At 33.9% G+C, this 16,661-nt stretch carries 16 protein-coding genes and 2 pseudogenes; 4 read left to right on the plus strand and 14 right to left on the minus strand.

Annotation, left to right across the window (positions count from 1 at the left end; translation table 11 throughout):
• Positions 1-162: 162 nt before the first annotated feature.
• From J4P91_RS07530 to J4P91_RS07560, 7 genes and pseudogenes are all read right to left on the minus strand, one after another.
• Complete coding sequence (locus tag J4P91_RS07530) at positions 163-1,008, minus strand: peptidoglycan-N-acetylglucosamine deacetylase (RefSeq protein ID WP_017152166.1); 846 nt, start codon at positions 1,006-1,008, stop codon at positions 163-165.
• A 163-nt stretch (positions 1,009-1,171) separates the two neighbouring features.
• The gene (locus J4P91_RS07535) at positions 1,172-2,044 is read right to left on the minus strand and encodes an aminoglycoside 6-adenylyltransferase (RefSeq protein WP_207993450.1); all 873 of its coding nucleotides are present in this window, start codon (positions 2,042-2,044) and stop codon (positions 1,172-1,174) included.
• Between the two features lie 156 nt (positions 2,045-2,200).
• Positions 2,201-2,497: pseudogene (locus J4P91_RS07540) on the minus strand (O-methyltransferase).
• Between the two features lie 142 nt (positions 2,498-2,639).
• On the minus strand, positions 2,640-3,359 hold the full coding sequence (locus J4P91_RS07545) for a 3-ketoacyl-ACP reductase (protein ID WP_017152170.1): 720 nt from the start codon (positions 3,357-3,359) through the stop codon (positions 2,640-2,642).
• Positions 3,360-3,644: 285 nt separating this feature from the next.
• A complete protein-coding gene (locus J4P91_RS07550; RefSeq protein ID WP_243763748.1) occupies positions 3,645-4,703 on the minus strand; it encodes a sensor histidine kinase in 1,059 nt (352 codons plus the stop codon).
• Positions 4,700-5,377 carry an envelope stress response regulator transcription factor HitR gene (hitR, locus tag J4P91_RS07555; RefSeq protein ID WP_207993451.1) on the minus strand — a complete coding sequence of 226 codons (678 nt, stop codon included), beginning with the start codon at positions 5,375-5,377 and terminating at the stop codon, positions 4,700-4,702. Before hitR ends, J4P91_RS07550 begins: the two co-directional genes overlap by 4 nt.
• A gap of 103 nt (positions 5,378-5,480) precedes the next feature.
• Complete coding sequence (locus J4P91_RS07560; protein WP_207993452.1) at positions 5,481-7,241, minus strand: ABC transporter ATP-binding protein; 1,761 nt, start codon at positions 7,239-7,241, stop codon at positions 5,481-5,483.
• Between the two features lie 299 nt (positions 7,242-7,540).
• Between J4P91_RS07560 and J4P91_RS07565 the strand changes: the two genes are divergently transcribed.
• Entirely contained in the window at positions 7,541-8,305 is a 765-nt protein-coding gene (locus J4P91_RS07565; RefSeq protein ID WP_207993453.1) for an alpha/beta fold hydrolase, read from the plus strand.
• Between the two features lie 145 nt (positions 8,306-8,450).
• Here the strand turns inward: J4P91_RS07565 and entFM are convergent, their stop codons facing one another.
• Both entFM and J4P91_RS07575 read right to left on the minus strand, forming a co-directional pair.
• Complete coding sequence (gene entFM, locus J4P91_RS07570) at positions 8,451-9,761, minus strand: enterotoxin EntFM (RefSeq protein ID WP_207993454.1); 1,311 nt, start codon at positions 9,759-9,761, stop codon at positions 8,451-8,453.
• A 432-nt stretch (positions 9,762-10,193) separates the two neighbouring features.
• On the minus strand, positions 10,194-10,976 hold the full coding sequence (locus J4P91_RS07575) for a TrmB family transcriptional regulator (protein ID WP_207993455.1): 783 nt from the start codon (positions 10,974-10,976) through the stop codon (positions 10,194-10,196).
• Between the two features lie 184 nt (positions 10,977-11,160).
• On the opposite strand from J4P91_RS07575, the gene J4P91_RS07580 reads away from it, so the two are divergent.
• Together J4P91_RS07580 and J4P91_RS07585 are read left to right on the plus strand one after the other, a co-directional pair.
• Positions 11,161-11,931 (plus strand): sulfite exporter TauE/SafE family protein, encoded by a 771-nt coding sequence (locus J4P91_RS07580; protein ID WP_207993456.1) that lies wholly within the window; start codon positions 11,161-11,163, stop codon positions 11,929-11,931.
• A gap of 77 nt (positions 11,932-12,008) precedes the next feature.
• Positions 12,009-12,191 (plus strand): hypothetical protein, encoded by a 183-nt coding sequence (locus J4P91_RS07585; protein WP_207993457.1) that lies wholly within the window; start codon positions 12,009-12,011, stop codon positions 12,189-12,191.
• 58 nt (positions 12,192-12,249) lie between these two features.
• On the opposite strand, the gene J4P91_RS07590 is transcribed toward J4P91_RS07585, so the two are convergent.
• Together J4P91_RS07590 and J4P91_RS07595 are read right to left on the minus strand one after the other, a co-directional pair.
• Positions 12,250-12,849 carry a nitroreductase family protein gene (locus J4P91_RS07590; protein ID WP_207993458.1) on the minus strand — a complete coding sequence of 200 codons (600 nt, stop codon included), beginning with the start codon at positions 12,847-12,849 and terminating at the stop codon, positions 12,250-12,252.
• A gap of 251 nt (positions 12,850-13,100) precedes the next feature.
• On the minus strand, positions 13,101-14,084 hold the full coding sequence (locus tag J4P91_RS07595) for a D-alanyl-D-alanine carboxypeptidase family protein (RefSeq protein WP_207993459.1): 984 nt from the start codon (positions 14,082-14,084) through the stop codon (positions 13,101-13,103).
• A 522-nt stretch (positions 14,085-14,606) separates the two neighbouring features.
• On the opposite strand from J4P91_RS07595, the pseudogene J4P91_RS07600 reads away from it, so the two are divergent.
• Positions 14,607-14,945: pseudogene (locus J4P91_RS07600) on the plus strand (EamA family transporter).
• Positions 14,946-15,026: 81 nt separating this feature from the next.
• Here the strand turns inward: J4P91_RS07600 and J4P91_RS07605 are convergent.
• The 3 genes from J4P91_RS07605 to J4P91_RS07615 form a co-directional block, all read right to left on the minus strand.
• Positions 15,027-15,476 carry a DUF6376 family protein gene (locus tag J4P91_RS07605; protein WP_207993460.1) on the minus strand — a complete coding sequence of 150 codons (450 nt, stop codon included), beginning with the start codon at positions 15,474-15,476 and terminating at the stop codon, positions 15,027-15,029.
• Positions 15,477-15,849: 373 nt separating this feature from the next.
• The gene (locus tag J4P91_RS07610; protein WP_207993523.1) at positions 15,850-16,020 is read right to left on the minus strand and encodes a hypothetical protein; all 171 of its coding nucleotides are present in this window, start codon (positions 16,018-16,020) and stop codon (positions 15,850-15,852) included.
• Positions 16,021-16,131: 111 nt separating this feature from the next.
• Positions 16,132-16,353, minus strand: a complete 222-nt coding sequence (locus J4P91_RS07615) for a hypothetical protein (protein WP_017152185.1) — start codon at positions 16,351-16,353, stop codon at positions 16,132-16,134.
• Between the last annotated feature and the right edge of the window lie 308 nt (positions 16,354-16,661).

The raw sequence follows: 16,661 nt of genomic DNA on the forward strand, positions 1-16,661 counted from the left end.
TCATAAATAAAAACATACATCATTCTTATTTAAATGATGTATAAATGAATGCCCCTATTATTTTTTCCCTATTAATTATTTAATATATTGATATTTTGGATGCTCTCTTCCGTCTAAATAGACAGAGTTCATATCGTTTTTCTCATTCGAGTTCATATATATTTACTTTCTCTGTTTCGACGTTTGAAACATGCTAGGGAGCGTCACAAATCGCGCCCCTTTCGCTTTCAGTTCAGGAATAATCCGATCTAATGAGTCTACGGATCCTTGCAAGTTCCCTCCTGGCGTAGAATGTTGTAATATAACACTTCCCGGAAACGCATTCCCTAATACAGTATTTGTAATCTTTTCTGCACTTACACCTTTCCAATCAACGGTATCTACGCTCCACTGCACAATCATAAAGTTTTGCCCTGTAGCCCATTCCAGTTGTTTTTCGCGTATTTCGCCATAAGGTGGACGGATAAACTTCGGAGCGTATCCTGCCAACTTCTGCAATATCCCTTCTGTTTTTACGATTTGATTCCGATATTCTTCATCGCTCACCTTCGCTAAATTTGGGTGATTATACGTATGATTCCCAATCGTATGGCCTTCATTTGCAATTCGCTTTACTACATTAGGATATCTTTCTGCATTTTCGCCAAGAAGGAAAAAAGCAGCTTTTACACCATAATTTTTTAACTTATCTAATATTTGCGGAGTAAATACAAGATCTGGTCCGTCATCAAATGTAAGAGCAACTTCAGCTTTATTATACGGACCTGAAAATGCATAAGCATATTTTTCAACCCATGAAAACGGAGTCCAAGATCCTCTAAGCTCTTCTCCACCTTGAACTTCATTTTCTAAACTAATATTTGATAAGTTAGGAGTTATATTTAAATAGTTTTGATAATGAAATGTACTAGGATACGGCATATAGGAATACGCATTATACAAAGGTATATTACGCTCTGGAATCCATTGAAAAGGAAGCAATATTTCTGATGGATAGAAATAATACATTATGATAAATCTCCCCTTTAAAGCTGTAAATTTCCCCTTATATCTCTGTTATAAAAAACTCTCTTCAGTTTTTATATGCTATTGATTCATATTTTGTTAGAACTTTCGAAACAGAAGTAACACCGTCCAATTATTTGAACGGTGTTGACTTTATCATATACAATTAATAAATTGCTTTACTATCTTTCGGTAAAGATTTCACATGCTTTAAATACCTTATCACTCTGTCATCATCATTTCGTGGATATTCATAACTAAAATAGCTAGCAACTCCGATTGCAGTTTCTCTAAATAAATCTCCCATTACAAAGAAAGACTTCCAAATGGTTTCATACTCTGCATTTGAAAAAGTCTCCACATATCGTTTCCACATGTCATTCTCAAGATATTGTTCAAAATACTTTCCAAATTTCCCAGCGCTAACTGTAAAATTTGTCTTTATCCCAATATGCCATTCTAGCATTTGCATCAGCATATTTCTCACAGGACCTTCAAGCATTCCTTTTACATAGGGTAGCTCTTCTCTCCACAATCCTTTTGCAACATTGGTACTACACCACCAAAACTCATTACAGCAATCCGCAAATTCTTTTTCAATTGGCCTTTTTATAAGATAATCTGAATCACTTGCTGGTGGAAATGGTTCAATACAACCATCTTTATCAAGAAGAAGTACACTTAAGCTATCTCTATCAAGAAGTTCATTTACTAATTCTACTGGAACTAAAGTCAAATCGATTCGATTCCCGTCTATAAACTGCATCAAATAAGGAAATTTCCCATCCTCTTCTGGTGGAACTAAAGTGCTTTCTTCTGGCATTTGTACAATCATTATTTCTCCAAATCTATTTATCCAGCTGTGATCAGATGTGAATGACCTTATATCTTTCACAACATATATAATATCGTAATCTTGAAAACAGTCTTTCTTCACATTTGGATTCACACGAGAACCATTCATAATAACTGCACGAATACGTTTATCTTCTCTCGCTGTATTTAATATTAAATCCATCATTTCTTTTTCGCTTCTCATATTTTTATAACCTCCAAATTTTATTAGTGCACCATACTATATTCATTTTGGAGGGGCACGAGAAGAATTACCTGTATTCCATACATGTTATAACATATCAAACATTTTCTTCATTTTTTCCTCCTAGTCTAGTAGATCGACGCCATTTAAATTTTATCACTCTGTTACAAGCGCCATTACAAATCCATCATATCCCTTACTCCCTACTGTTTGAATTGCTGTGCCACTTACACGTGGTTCAGCAGCAATTCATTCATAGAAACGACGTATCCCCTGTACACGTGGGTCGTCACTTGTAGCATTGACGACTTCCCCCTTAGCTATTGAAACGTCATGCGCTGGCAAATTAGCTTCCGCATTCACTTGAAGTACCTCTTCAAGAATAGAATCAGTTGGCACAAGTAAATTCGTAATATAATCATCAACAGCTGTCCATTTATCAATATGATTCACGTAAATACCATTCCCTTCGAATTGTATGGGATAATCCTTCAATAACTTTTACTTCCATTATAGTTCATAGAATTCAGAATTAAAAATAAACAAAAAAAGATTTGGCTTTAAACCAAATCTTTTTTTATTCATATACAATTTCTTACGGATTAGTAGACCAAAGCCCAGCAGATTTAATAAATGTACGTTTATTTAATTTCAGCTGCGCTACGATAAACTCTGCAATATCTTCTGCTTGCATGACTCTATCTGGATTACCATCTGTTAATCCTAATTCTACTGCCATATCTGTTGCAACTGTACTTGGTGTTAAAGCTGTTACACGAATGTTGTGTTTGCGTACTTCCATCGCTAATGATTCTGTTAAACCAAGAACACCAAATTTAGAAGCACTGTACGCACTTGTTACTGGCGCACCTTTTTGTCCAGCTGTAGATGAGATGTTAATGATGTCACCAGATTGTTGTTCAATCATGCTTGGCAATGCTGCACGAGTTGCATAATATACACCCATTAAGTTGACTTGGATAATTTTTTCCCAATCAGCAACATCTAATTCTAAGAACTTACCGAACTTAGAAATACCTGCATTATTAATTAAAATATCGATAGAACCTAATCCACTTTTTAATGTTTCAATAGCAGTAGTAACTTCTTCATATGAAGATACATCAGCAGTAGCAATAACAGCTTTTACGCCTTCAGCTTCCACTTCTTTCGCCACTGCTTTTAAGTTTTCTTCAGAGCGCGCTAAAAGGCCAACATTTACGCCTTCTTTTGCTAAAGCAATTGCTACAGCACGGCCAATTCCTCTTCCTGCTCCTGTAATTAATGCATTTTTCCCTTGTAATAACTCTGCCAAATATAACACTCCTCAATCATTCTAAGTTACTTTTTCATACCATGAATTCTATATGTATATCACCCTAAATGCAATTATGCACTTTGATGTGCGTAGGTTACTTGTAAGTAACTAATGTGTTTAATATAGTCTCTATAACATTACACATATTTAATCATTCTTAGACATAGAATATTTCTTGTTTTGAATACTGGCTGTATTCTAAAAGACTATTGCTATTTAGAAGAAGAGAAACTATGCTTCTCTCTTCGTTATCTTATCTATATTGATTCGGGTCATGTTCTTTTAGTTTATAGATTTACTGCCAGGAATCGAAACAATAAATTCAGTTCCATTTCCAACCACACTCTCTACCCGTATCTTCCCTTGGTGAAGGTCAATCACTTTTTTCACAATCGCCAATCCTAAGCCGTTCCCCCCATGTGCACGATTTCGTGATGAATCTACTTTATAAAATCGCTCGAAAATATGTTGCTTTTGTTCCTCTGATATTCCTATTCCTGTATCACGAATATGAACCTCAGCTTGTTCGTCATTTTGCATTAATTGAATCGTAATTGCTCCACCACTTGGCGTAAATTTAATACTATTATGAAGTAAATTTATCCATACTTGACTCATACTTTCTTTATCCGCCGTAACGTATACTTTGTCTAAAGATAGTTCTAACTCAATTTCCTTTTCACTCCAAAGCGGTTCACAATTTAGCACAATTTGTTTTAATTGTTGATCTAATCTATATGTTATATGCTCTGGCAAATGTTCTTCAGATTCTAACAACGTTAATTTAAGCAAATTATGACTAAGCTTAGATAGCCTTGTTGTCTCTGTTTCAATGATCGTAAGGTAATGCTTTTTCTTTTCATCTGGTAAGTGATCATCTTGGAGTGCGCGCGCAAATCCTTTAATCGATGTTAGCGGCGATTGAATTTCATGCGAAACATTAGATACAAATTCTTGTCGCATTCTTTCCATTGCATTCAATTCATCCGCCATTTCATTAATACTTTTCACAAGGACACCTATTTCTCCATCATACTGCTCTTCATTCCTTATTTTCACAGAAAAATCACCTTTTGTAATTTTTTGTATCGGCTCAATAATAGACCAAACCATTGCTTCTCGCTTTGGTCTCATTAAAAGTCCAATTGTCATACTAGCTAAAATAGCAAATAACAAACTTAAAATATTACTAATCAGAAAGCTAACAAAAGGTGCCACTTCTATGCTTAAAACACGTAGCACATATGATGATACAAAAAAGGCAATTGCCCAAAGTATAATAAGAGAGAGGAATACTCCCCCAACACTTACTATTACCTTCCAAAACTTTCGTCTACTCATTTCCTTACCTCTAATCGATAACCTAGCCCACGAATTGTCTTTATTGTAAAACCTGTTTGCTCTTCCTGAAACTTTTCACGCAAGCGATTAATATGAACATCCAAAGTCCGTTCATTCCCTTCAAAATCATACCCCCACACTGCTTCAATCAATTGCTCCCTTGAGCATGTTCTACCTACCTTTGAACCTATAGTAAACAATAGCTCAAATTCTTTTAAAGGTAATGTTATCGTTTGCTCTCCAATTGTAACTTCAAATGTTTTACGATTTAATAATACATTTCCCACTTGGATAGACTGTGATACAGTGATTTGATATCGCTTCAGTAACGCTTTTACTCGTACAACTAATTCTAATGGATCAAAAGGTTTTACGAGATAATCATCTGTCCCTAACTGGAACCCTTTCACCTTTTGCGAAGTTTCTCCTTTTGCTGTAAGCATTAAAAGAGGGATATCGTAATATTTTCTTAATTCATAGCATAGTTCCCAGCCATCCATATTTGGCATCATGATATCGAGTATAACCATATCCATTTTCACTTCTTCTATTTTACGGAGAGCATCCATCCCATCAATCGCCTCGTATGTTTGAAAACCTTCTCGTTCCAAGAACACAGAAACTAATTCTCTAATGTGTGGATCATCATCTACTACTAAAATTTTCGCCATCAAATCGTCACCTCTTCTCTTTTATCATGCCATTTATAATAATGAATAAGCAGTGAAGTAAAAAATGTCCCCACTGCTTCAAAATCTAATACTACATGCAATCGTTTTATAGCGCCCTCTCTTTAATTTTCAATTGCTGCATTGCAAATTCACGGTACATATCATGAGATTGTAACAATTCATCGTGAGAGCCACTCCCTGTAAGTTTTCCTTTTTCAATAAAGATAATTTTGTCTGCATCTACAACAGTAGAAAGTCGGTGTGCAATAACTAAAGTTGTTCTGCCTTTCATTAAGTTATTTAACGCTTTTTGAACTACAGATTCCGATTTACTATCAAGACTTGAAGTCGCTTCATCTAACATTAAGATTTGCGGATCTCGGAGCAACGCACGAGCAATCGCAATTCTTTGCCTTTGCCCTCCTGATAGCTTCACACCACGTTCTCCGACTTCCGTATCATATCCTTTCGGTAAATCATGAATAAATGCATCAACATAAGCCATCGCGGATACTCGTTCTATTTCCTCGTCACTAACATTCCCTTCAACTCCATAGCAAATATTATCTCGGATCGTCCCATCAATTAACGGACTATCTTGTGATACATATCCAATTTGGCGTCGCCAAGATTGTAATGAATATGTTGAAATAGGCTCTTTTCCTAACTTTACAACACCACTCGTCGGTTCATAAAAACGTTCTAGTAAAGAAAACAATGTCGTTTTCCCACTACCACTAGGTCCTACAATTGCAGTTACTTTTCCTGATTCAATTGTAAAATGAATATTTTGTAGTACCTTTTCTTCTTCGTTATATTCAAAATCTACATTTTCAATCAAAATGGATTGCTTTGCATTTGTCACATTAACACCATCTATATGATTTTCAACTTCATACTCTAAAATTGTATTAATACGTTCCGTTGCACCGATTGCCTTTTGGAATTGCGTAAAGAACATTGAAAGCTGACTCATCGGCATAACAATTTGCACTAAATATAGAATAAATGCCACAAGTTCTCCTGTTGTTAGTGCCCCACTAGAAACTCGCATTCCACCATACCCTACAATAATAACAAGTAACGACATTAGAACAAACGACATAACTGGTGTAATTAAAGCTTGCACTTTTCCTTCTTTTAGCCCAAATTGTAATAACTTTTGAATTCCTTTGTTACCATTTTCATATTCTCTTGACTCCGTATTTGACGATTTCACCAAACGAATTTCTGATAATACTTGGTTTAACACACTTGTAAAAGAAGCCGTCTCATCTTGTAGTGTTTTAGAAATTTTATACATCATTCTTCCAAGTGGCACTAAAATCAAAACAGATAACGGAATAACTGTTAACAATAGAACTGTCATTTTCCAATCTAAAACAAATAATACAATTAATGATCCGACAATAGAAATACCACCTGTTAATAAGTTAGACAGGTGCTCTGAAATTAATGTTCTTACAACACCTGTATCATTTGTCATACGGCTAATCGTATCACCCGTCCTGTTTTGATCATAGTAAGAAACCGGTAAGATCAAAACCTTTTTCCATAGTCGTTCTCTAATTCCAGCTACAATTTTTTGCCCAATATAATTGAGTAAATAAATGGATAATCCTGATGCGATTGTTTGGATAACAAAAAACGTAACTAAACCAACAATTTGCATTGTACTGATTGAGGAAATTGAGAAGTTATCAACCAATCCTTTTGTAAGCATCGGAATAAACAAACTTGCCCCTGTTGAAAACAAGCTCATTACTAATGCGAATATAAGAATGCCTTTTGGGGGATTTGTATCTTGAATGAGTCGTAAAAATTTCCTCCAACTCCCTTTTTCTTTCTCTTTATTTTTTACTGACATTTCTGTTCATCTCCTTATTTCAAACCAAACGGCTATTTCTAAAATTAGAATACGATATGAATGTAAACTGAATGTAAACAGTCAAATAATCCATCCACGTATTTGGTAATAAAATACATCAATTCTTATCTTTACAACAGATATAATAATCTGATATTATTACCTGGTACTTAACATAAAATTAGCATTCTATAGCCTACAAATAAAAAAAATATAGAATACTAACCTATAACTATAAAAACTTATATTTTCATAGCATACGCATTTCACTCATCTTCATTCACCGAAAGGGGTATACCGTGCAAGCAAAAAAGAATTCTGAAAAGAAGACCATTATATTCATTCATGGGTTAGTCGGAAATCGTCGTGCCTTCAAAAAAGAATATAAACGATTTTCTCCTTCTTACAACATTATAACGTATGATTTACTAGGTCATGGTGAAGATAAAGGACAAGCAATAGATTTTTCTTTAGATCAATTAGTACAGCAATTATCCGACCTTTATGAAAAAGAAGGTATTCAAGAGGCTCATATTTGCGCCCTAAGCTATGGCTGTTACATTGCCACTATATTTGCTCACACATATCCAGAGAAAGTATTAAGCCTTTGTCATATTGGTGGTCATTATAATAATCCATCTGTTTTATATAACGTATTCCAAAAATTTTGGGAGAAACGCGGAGACGAATATTCTACTTGGCTCTCTCAATATGCGAATACTATTTTTCCAGGTGGCATACTAAAAGCTAACCCTTTTGCAGCTATTTCGAAAAATATTTATTATCGTTTTGGATTACAATTACACTCATCAATTATTGTGGAATCACTTAGACACCGTCTAGAATTTGATTTGAAATCTAAATTGAAAGAACTCTCTCACCCCATTTTATGGGTCATGGGCGAACACGATCATCTCTATAAATCTTGTCTATTTGATTTAAAATCTATCCTTCCGAACGTTTTATATAAAGAAATACCATTAGCTGGTCACGCTGCAAACTTATTCCGTCCTAAGCATTTTCATGATCTGTATTCAAAATTTCTACACGGTTCATTAACATAATTACTTTTAATACTGAGAAAGTAAGCGCTCTTCAGCAAACGATCAATACAGTATTCATTTTCAAATAAAAAAAGCTTTCTAGTTTCCTAGAAAGCTTTTTTACTATTCAATATAACAGCATAGAAAATGTTATATGATTCTCTTATTACGCTTTTGTATAACCAGCTAGATGCTTACTCCAGTAAGGATTATTTACTGATTGAACTCTTACACCAGTATCTTCAGTTTCCGCACTGATGAACTGACCATTTCCTAAATAAATTCCCATATGAGTCATACCTCCAGCACCAGTAGTATTGCTAAAGTATACTAAATCGCCTGGTTGTGGATTACTAGTATGTTGTTTGCTGCTCCAGTAGCCAGCAACATTTTGACGTCCACCAGAATGACCTGCTTCTTTTAATACATAGTAAATGAAACCACTGCAGTCAAAGCCATTAGGTGTTGTACCTCCCCATGTATATGGTGAACCATTTAATGATTGTGCAATAGACACAATTGATGATCCATTAGCAGATGGTGTTGTCGGTTTTTCTGTTTGTGTATTTCCTTGCTCACCGCCAGTAGTTGGACGAGAAGGCGTAGTTACATTTGCTGTACCACCTTTTACAAACTTAACAAGATCTGCACTTACATAACCTGTTTTTCCTTGGTGGTTAATTTTATACCAACCGTTTTCCCCACTAATAACTTGTAATGTTTGACCTTTCACTACGCCACCAATTACAGGATTATATGTAGCTGGGCCTGTACGTACACGTAAAGCACCTGTATCAACAACATATGAACCATCTTTTCGGATTGTCATTTCATTGTTGCTAGGCTTTTCTGTTTCTGTATTTACATTTGTAGTTGTGCCGCCTTTTGTTACAAAGTCTTTACTTACATAGCCAGTTCCGCCATCGTGGTTAATTTTAAACCAGTCTTGTACTTCACCGACAACTTGTACAGTTTGTCCTTTGTTTACAGTACCTACAACTGTATGAGAAGCGCTAGGGCCTGTACGTACGTTAAGTGAAGAAACATTTACTGTATATGTACCTGTTCCTTGTTGAACAGCAGTTTCTTGTTGAACAGCAGTTTCTTGTTTTCCACCAGTTGTTACAAAATCGCCGCTTACATAGCCTGTTTGACCGTTTACATTTACTTTAAACCAGCCATTTTCTTGACCAGTTACTTGTAGCACTTGACCTTCTGTTACTTTAGAAATAATGTTATGTCCTGTGCCAGCACCTGAACGAACATTTAATACATCAGCTGTTACTGTATATTTTAGTTCAGAATTTGTTTCTACTGCATTTGTTTCAGTTACATTTGTTTCAACCGTTTGTTCTTGAGTTTGTCCATTGATTTCTTTTAGTGCATCAGCTGAAACTTGTGCATGAGCAGTATCCATTCCAGGAACTGCTACGCCAGCTACAGATGCTGCTGCTAAACCTGCTAGTACTTTTTTCATAAGTTGTATTAACTCCCTTTCCCTACTACCCTCTTAAAAAATAAACTTAATATTTTCCAAAAACATTGGAAATAATTCCACATTAAATTCCATTTTTTACCAAGGGCTTTCTTTTTCATACGTCATACATTTTAAATTATTAATGTGAATTTCATGTGAACTTCATGTGAATTTCAACTTCATATAGAGCACTTTCGCAATAAAACATTTACTTTTTTATTACAAAACGAATTGAAGTTTCCAGAAGTATCTCTTATTTACCTATAATACGAATAAAAAGATAGTACCTAAGTAAACAATTGATTTCTCTACCGGTCTTACAAAATAGTATTAACTATTTTCATACAAAAAAGTTCTTTTCATGAGTCACCTTCTTATCATGACAAAAATCTAACAAATACGCAACCATATAATATTCTAAAAAAATTAAAATTATACGAAAAAGAATTTATCACGTTCAGGGGCAATCCAAGAATCCATATTCTGTTCACTATCCCTCACTAAACGATTTACTAAAATATCATGCCATATATAATTCTCTAATAAATATATATGAACAGGATCATCTGTATAAAAAGCATTTCCTTTTTGTTCGATTGAATGGCCATATATCATTTCTTTTCCATCGATTGATAAGATAAACCATTTATGACTTCCAATATTATCAACATAACTTGTTTTTCGGTGATTTTCTAACCCCTGTAATGGATTTTCAACTTGAAAAACGATACCTTTCAAACTGCATTCCTTTTCTTTTTCCTTTAAATCCACTAGTAGTTTTTCATACATCGTATCCCAAATCGATAAAATAACCTTTTTTTGTGCTCTTCGAATTAATATTTTGCAAAAAGCTAATATATTTTCTTCCCCTTTCAAAGTGGTTACTCTTGTATCCACCTCAGGTTCTTTTTTTTCAAATACTTTTAATTCTTTTTCTACATACGTGTATGTTTCTTCCCACTTCTCTCTTACTGCCTCTAAAAATACATCTACAGGTAAAGGGGAATATTGCACTGCTTCATTTACTTCTTCCTTCATTACAATGCCTTTTTGTTCAAGAGCATTCAATATTTCATATATACGTGCACGGGGGACTCCAGAATTTTTGCTAACTTGATAAGCGCTAGAAGCTCCCTGTTGAACTAATGAAACATATGCCTTTGTTTCATATTGATTTAAGCCAAGCATTTGAATTTTTTGTAGTAAATCGTCCATTGTAAACCTCCCATATGTTTAATTCCCTCTGCAATATTATCAGTAGTCATTACTCTAATAGTAACCATAAAAATAGATGTAGTAAACATTACAACTAAATTATTAAAATTTTCATTTACATATAGCAGATGAATAGGTACTATTTTAGTAGTGACTACTTTTACTTTAGATGGGGGAAATACATATGGAAGACATCAATCTCTATATAATGCTGTTTTTAATTGTTGCAGGTTTTTTAGCTGCATTTATTGATTCTGTAGTAGGTGGCGGTGGATTAATTTCTATACCGGCTTTGTTATTCACCGGACTTCCACCCTCAACAGCTATTGCAACTAACAAACTGGCAAGTTCTATGGGAGCACTTATGAGTACCATTTCATTTATTCGATCAGGAAATGTAAATTTCAAATTGGTCTCTAAGTTATTTCCTTTAACTTTTATCGGATCTATACTTGGCGCATTTGTAGTCAAACATATTTCATCTGAAATATTAAAGCCGTTAGTACTCGTGTTATTAATCGCTGTTGCCATTTACACAATTATGAAAAAAGATTGGGGAAAAGATGCAGTATATAGCGGGATGACTGTAAAAAAGGGAATTATTTTTTCTGTTGTTATTTTCATTATTGGATTTTATGATGGCTTTTTCGGAGCGGGAACAGGATCATTTTTGTTATTTACATTTTTAATAATTGGGTTTGATTTTGTGCAATCAGCAGGCAATGCAAAGGTTTTAAATTTTAGTAGTAACATTGCTGCACTTATCATTTTTCTTTATTTAGATATTGTTAATTTCGCATATGGACTTCCCATGGGAATTGCGATGATTTTTGGAGCTTTTGTTGGATCAAATTTTGCTATAAAAAAGGGCGTCTCTTATGTGCGAGTATTATTTATTTTTGTAACGCTACTTCTCATTGGAAAAAATATTGGAGATTATTTAGGAATCTTCTAATCAAAAATGGAATATACAACCTGAAAATGATAAAATAACTACTGTATATCGACATACTAGGAGGTTTATTTTTATCTATGGAGCACATTATTGATAATAGTTCCAAACACCATATTGAAATTTACTACGCATGTATATGCCTGCTATCTTTATTAACATTCAAAAAAGTTCCAGTTATCGAAAGAAAAAAGATCGCTTTAAAAAATACGATTAATAAACAAATAGATCATGTAAAACAAAATGACCTTTACAAATTATAAACATTATTTGTACACAACAAAAAAGGATTACCAATATCGGTAATCCTTTTTTGTTTTTTTATTTATGAAATTTAACACGAGTTTCTAACGGCTGAAATTCTTTTTCTCCTGCTGGTGCTACTGGTTTACCAAATGGCATTTGAGCGATTAATTTCCAAGTGTCTGGAACATCCCATTCTTTTTTCACTTCGTCATCAATTAATGGATTATAATGCTGCAATGTTGCGCCAAACCCTTCAATTTCTAATGCTGTCCAAATCACAAATTGTAACATTCCTGATGATTGCTGAGACCAAGTTGGGAAATTGTCTTTATATAATGCAAATTTTTCTTGAAGATCTTCTACCACTTTACTGTCTTCAAAGTATAAGACTGTTCCATATCCACTTTTAAATGCATTCATTTTTTCTTCAGTTGGTGCAAAATTATTTTCTGGCACAATTTTTCGTAATGTTTCTTTCGTAATATCCCATAGCTTATCATGTTGTTCTCCTAATAAAACAACAACTCTTGCACTTTGGGAGTTAAAAGATGAAGGTGTATACTTTACGGCATGATTCACTACTTCTTGAATTTTCTCATCAGAAACAACTTGCTCTTTACTAATTGCATAAATTGATCTTCTGTCTTCAATTGCTGAATAAAAATCTTTTGCCATACTAATTCCCTCCAATTTTCATTTTGAGGCTTACTGATATGTATTATCGTATATCCCGCCTCGGACTTATTAATAATAAGTTTATAACTTTATTATATTTACAAAGAAAAGCAATTTCAAACAATAGCACTCATACTTTTTTAGTTTTTGTTTTTAATACTTTTTATATTCCCTAAAAATTAAAAAACAGCCTATTTTCCACTCAATTCGAGTTTCAAACAAGCTGTCTTCCTTCACTATAGACCCTTCACCTAATTAACAATCTCGAAACCATAGGACATTAGTTTATGCGTTTCTGTAAAACGTTTCATTTTGCTCTTCGTACCCATAACAACTGTTACGAGTCGTTTGTCACCTTGTTTTGCAGTCCCTGTAAAACAATAACCTGCACTATCAGTGAAACCTGTTTTCAATCCATCCATTCCTTCTATGTATAATCCTTGGTTGGCGGGATTCAACATTTCATTTGTACTCGTAACAGTCGCACTTTGAAATGCTAACTGACTTTGACGTAAATGTGTGACATCTAATATCTCTGGGTAATCTTTTACAAGGTGGTACGCTAATTTCGCTACATCAGCTACAGTCATCTTTGTTTCACTTCCATCAGCTTCTTGCAAGCCAGAAGCATTCGCAAACTTAGTTGCTTCTGATAACTCCAGTTGTTTCGCTGTTTGATTCATAAGTTGGGCAAAATCTTGCTCTGTCTTTGCCATATGCTCTGCTAAAGCAACTGCAGAATTATTGGCAGATTGAATCATTAACGCATGGTATAAGTCTTTAACCGTTATTAAATCTCCCATTTGTACCGGAATTCTAGCGCCTTCCGCTTGTGCTGATTTAGCGCTTATTTTCACTTGATCTTCCCAATGGACCTTTCCTTTATGTATATTTTCTAAAAGAATATATGCTGTCATCATCTTTGACATACTCGCTGGGGCAAGCACATCTTCTTCATGGTTTTTATACATAACTTGTCCATCACTCGCATCAATGATCATTGCTGCTTTCGCTTCAACTACTGGTACATATTTTTGCGGGATTTCTTTTTCGGATAACCCTGTCTTTGGAAGCTCTGCTACTTGTAAAAGCGAACCATCTATCGCTATTTTTTCTTTTGCTTTGGAAACATTTGTACCATTCTTTTCTAGAATACTCCCCTGGAAAAAGAACCAACATGTACCCAAAATAATAGCACAGAGTATTGTTATGCTTCCCCACCCTAACCTTTTCATCACTAAATCTCCTTTTACTCTACCTATTTATAATTTCAAATTTAACCATAACAACAATGCCTTTAAATCGTCAAGGTTAAACAGGAAAGAATCTACGATAACTATTCTTTCAAGATTATGTGTTAAAAATATGATACACTACAAAAAATATCAAATTATATAAATTTTTAAATGTTTAATCCTAACTTAAAAATTTCCTAGAATAATTTTAATAATGAAATAGAAATTACATAATGAATATAGAGAAACGAGTGGCTTCGATACTAAAAAGCCACTCGTTTCCTTATATTGTTTTACAACATCACTCATGGTGTTATATAGCTTGGAATGTGAAGAGATAGACAAAGTATACACACGATAAAACCAAAAACATTTCAAACCACATTCCTCCAAGGCATATTCGCACCGGGGTATTATTATACTATGGTCCATGCTATGGTCTGTCCTCTTTTTCGGCGATAAAGTGGAACAATTTACTCGGTGCAGCTATTATTATGATTGGAATTGTGGTGGTGACGAAAGATGAATAATTATATATTGTTATATATTTTCGGCATTATTTTAGCGAATTACTCACAAATTTTACTCAAAACAGCAACTTTACAAGAATATGATTCCAAAATAAAAGAATATGTAAATCATTATGTTATTATTGGCTATTCTTTATTTGTAATTAACGCTGGGCTAAACGTTATTGCACTAAAAGGTGTTCCATTAAAACAGGCTCCTGTATTAGAATCTCTTAGCTATGTCATTATTTTAGTGTTCAGTTAGTATTTCTTGGGAGAGAAAATAACAAAAAGAAAAGTCATTGGTAACATTATTATTATCATTGGGATCGTCGTTTTTTCTATCCAATAACAAGTACACGCCCTATTATAATATCCTCGCGTAAAAAAGTCCGTTATAAATAACGGACTTTTTTCATACAATCTCCAATCCCTACTGCCCTAAATTTTGAACCTTATCTTTTAAATCCTGAAATTGTTGAACTGTCTGCATAAGCTCTGAGTTTTTAAATTGTTCTACATCCATTTTCCCTTCTTCTATCTTTTTCATAGTTGTATCAATTAATACATTTAGCTTTTCATTATATTCAACAATTTGCTGATGAATATCCTTTGCTACATCCGGAGGTGTCAATTCATTAAAAGCTGGAATATCCTTTTGAATTTCTTTGAGTTTAGTCTCTAATTCTTTTCGAGCAGCACTATCATTAATTGCCTTTTCTGCTAACCCTGGTGCCTCATTTGCAAACGCACTTACTTCATTAACATAGTCTGTTGCCTTTTGGGCATAATCAATTGAATTCTTACCTTCTTCAACTACAGAACACCCCATTAAACCAATTGTAATTAAAAACACAAGTAACATCGTCTTTTTCAATTTCATTGTTTACCTCCTAAATAAATATTAACCTATTGTTTCTTCTACATATTTATAAACACTTATCCCTTTCGTTATACTATCATCCAAAAATACTAGCTATTTAGTTTTCATTTCCCTTTCCTCAACTTATATATTCTAGCAAAACTTTTCAATTTCCTTTTCATAATCAGTTTTGAAGAACATCAGAAGTTTTCATGGTTAAAAAGGATACTCTTTTCGATTCCCCCAATATCTCTTCATACTAAAACTGTGCAGCCATGTAGTACATTTTGAAATATAAAGTGAAACTTTAATCAGTGGGGTTTTCTCCATCCCCCACTGATTATTAGCCCTCACCAATCGGGCTTTTACGGGCAGTTTATCTCCCACCTACCTTCTATGCTTTCGCCGAATTTTGAGGTGGAGGTATTACTGCCCTAGAATAGCGGGATAAATTGGAACCATCAACAAAATAAGCATCGTCAAAAGCGTATTTATATTCAGTAAAGTATTCTTTATATTTTCCCACATATGTATCACCTACAAGTAAATTATACATTCCTGCCATTTTTATGCATGTTCTTCCCCGTCTTTCCTTATATGAACATATGAATACATCTTTAGAAAAAAAGACATACTTAAGACTCACTTAAGTATGTCAATTCCTTTATCATCCCGTTTACTTTCCTACATATCCTATAACTGTTACAAGTTCTGATTCTATATGTACACCGATAATTTCCTCAATAATATTTGTGTATCCTTCTCCTATAGCCGCTCCATATTTTAAAGAAATTTCTTTTTTCTTATAAACTGACTGAGGTATAGTCAAAAGAAATTTCCTAAGATTCCTTTCGTCTACAGGTTCCATAAGTAAAACTATGCCATCTTCCTCAAACATACAATCATCCTTTCACATACATCCCTAATATGGCTCAGTATTGCCTTTACCTGCTGGGTTCTAAACCCAATTAAAAGTACTTACATTCGATAAAGTGAAACTTTAATCAGCCCTCACGAATCGAGCTTTTACAGGAAATTTATCTCCCACCTAACTTCTTTACTTTTACTGAATTTTGAGATGGTGGTCTTACTGCCCTCGAATAGCGGGATAAAGCTTACATTCTTCATACTTATACTCATTTAAAAATCTCCAAAATAAAAAGCACAAACCTTGATTTAACAAGAATTTGTACTTTTATTACATAT

It is taken from the genome of Bacillus sp. XF8, assembly GCF_017498755.1.
GTDB classification, from domain to species: domain Bacteria; phylum Bacillota; class Bacilli; order Bacillales; family Bacillaceae_G; genus Bacillus_A; species Bacillus_A bingmayongensis.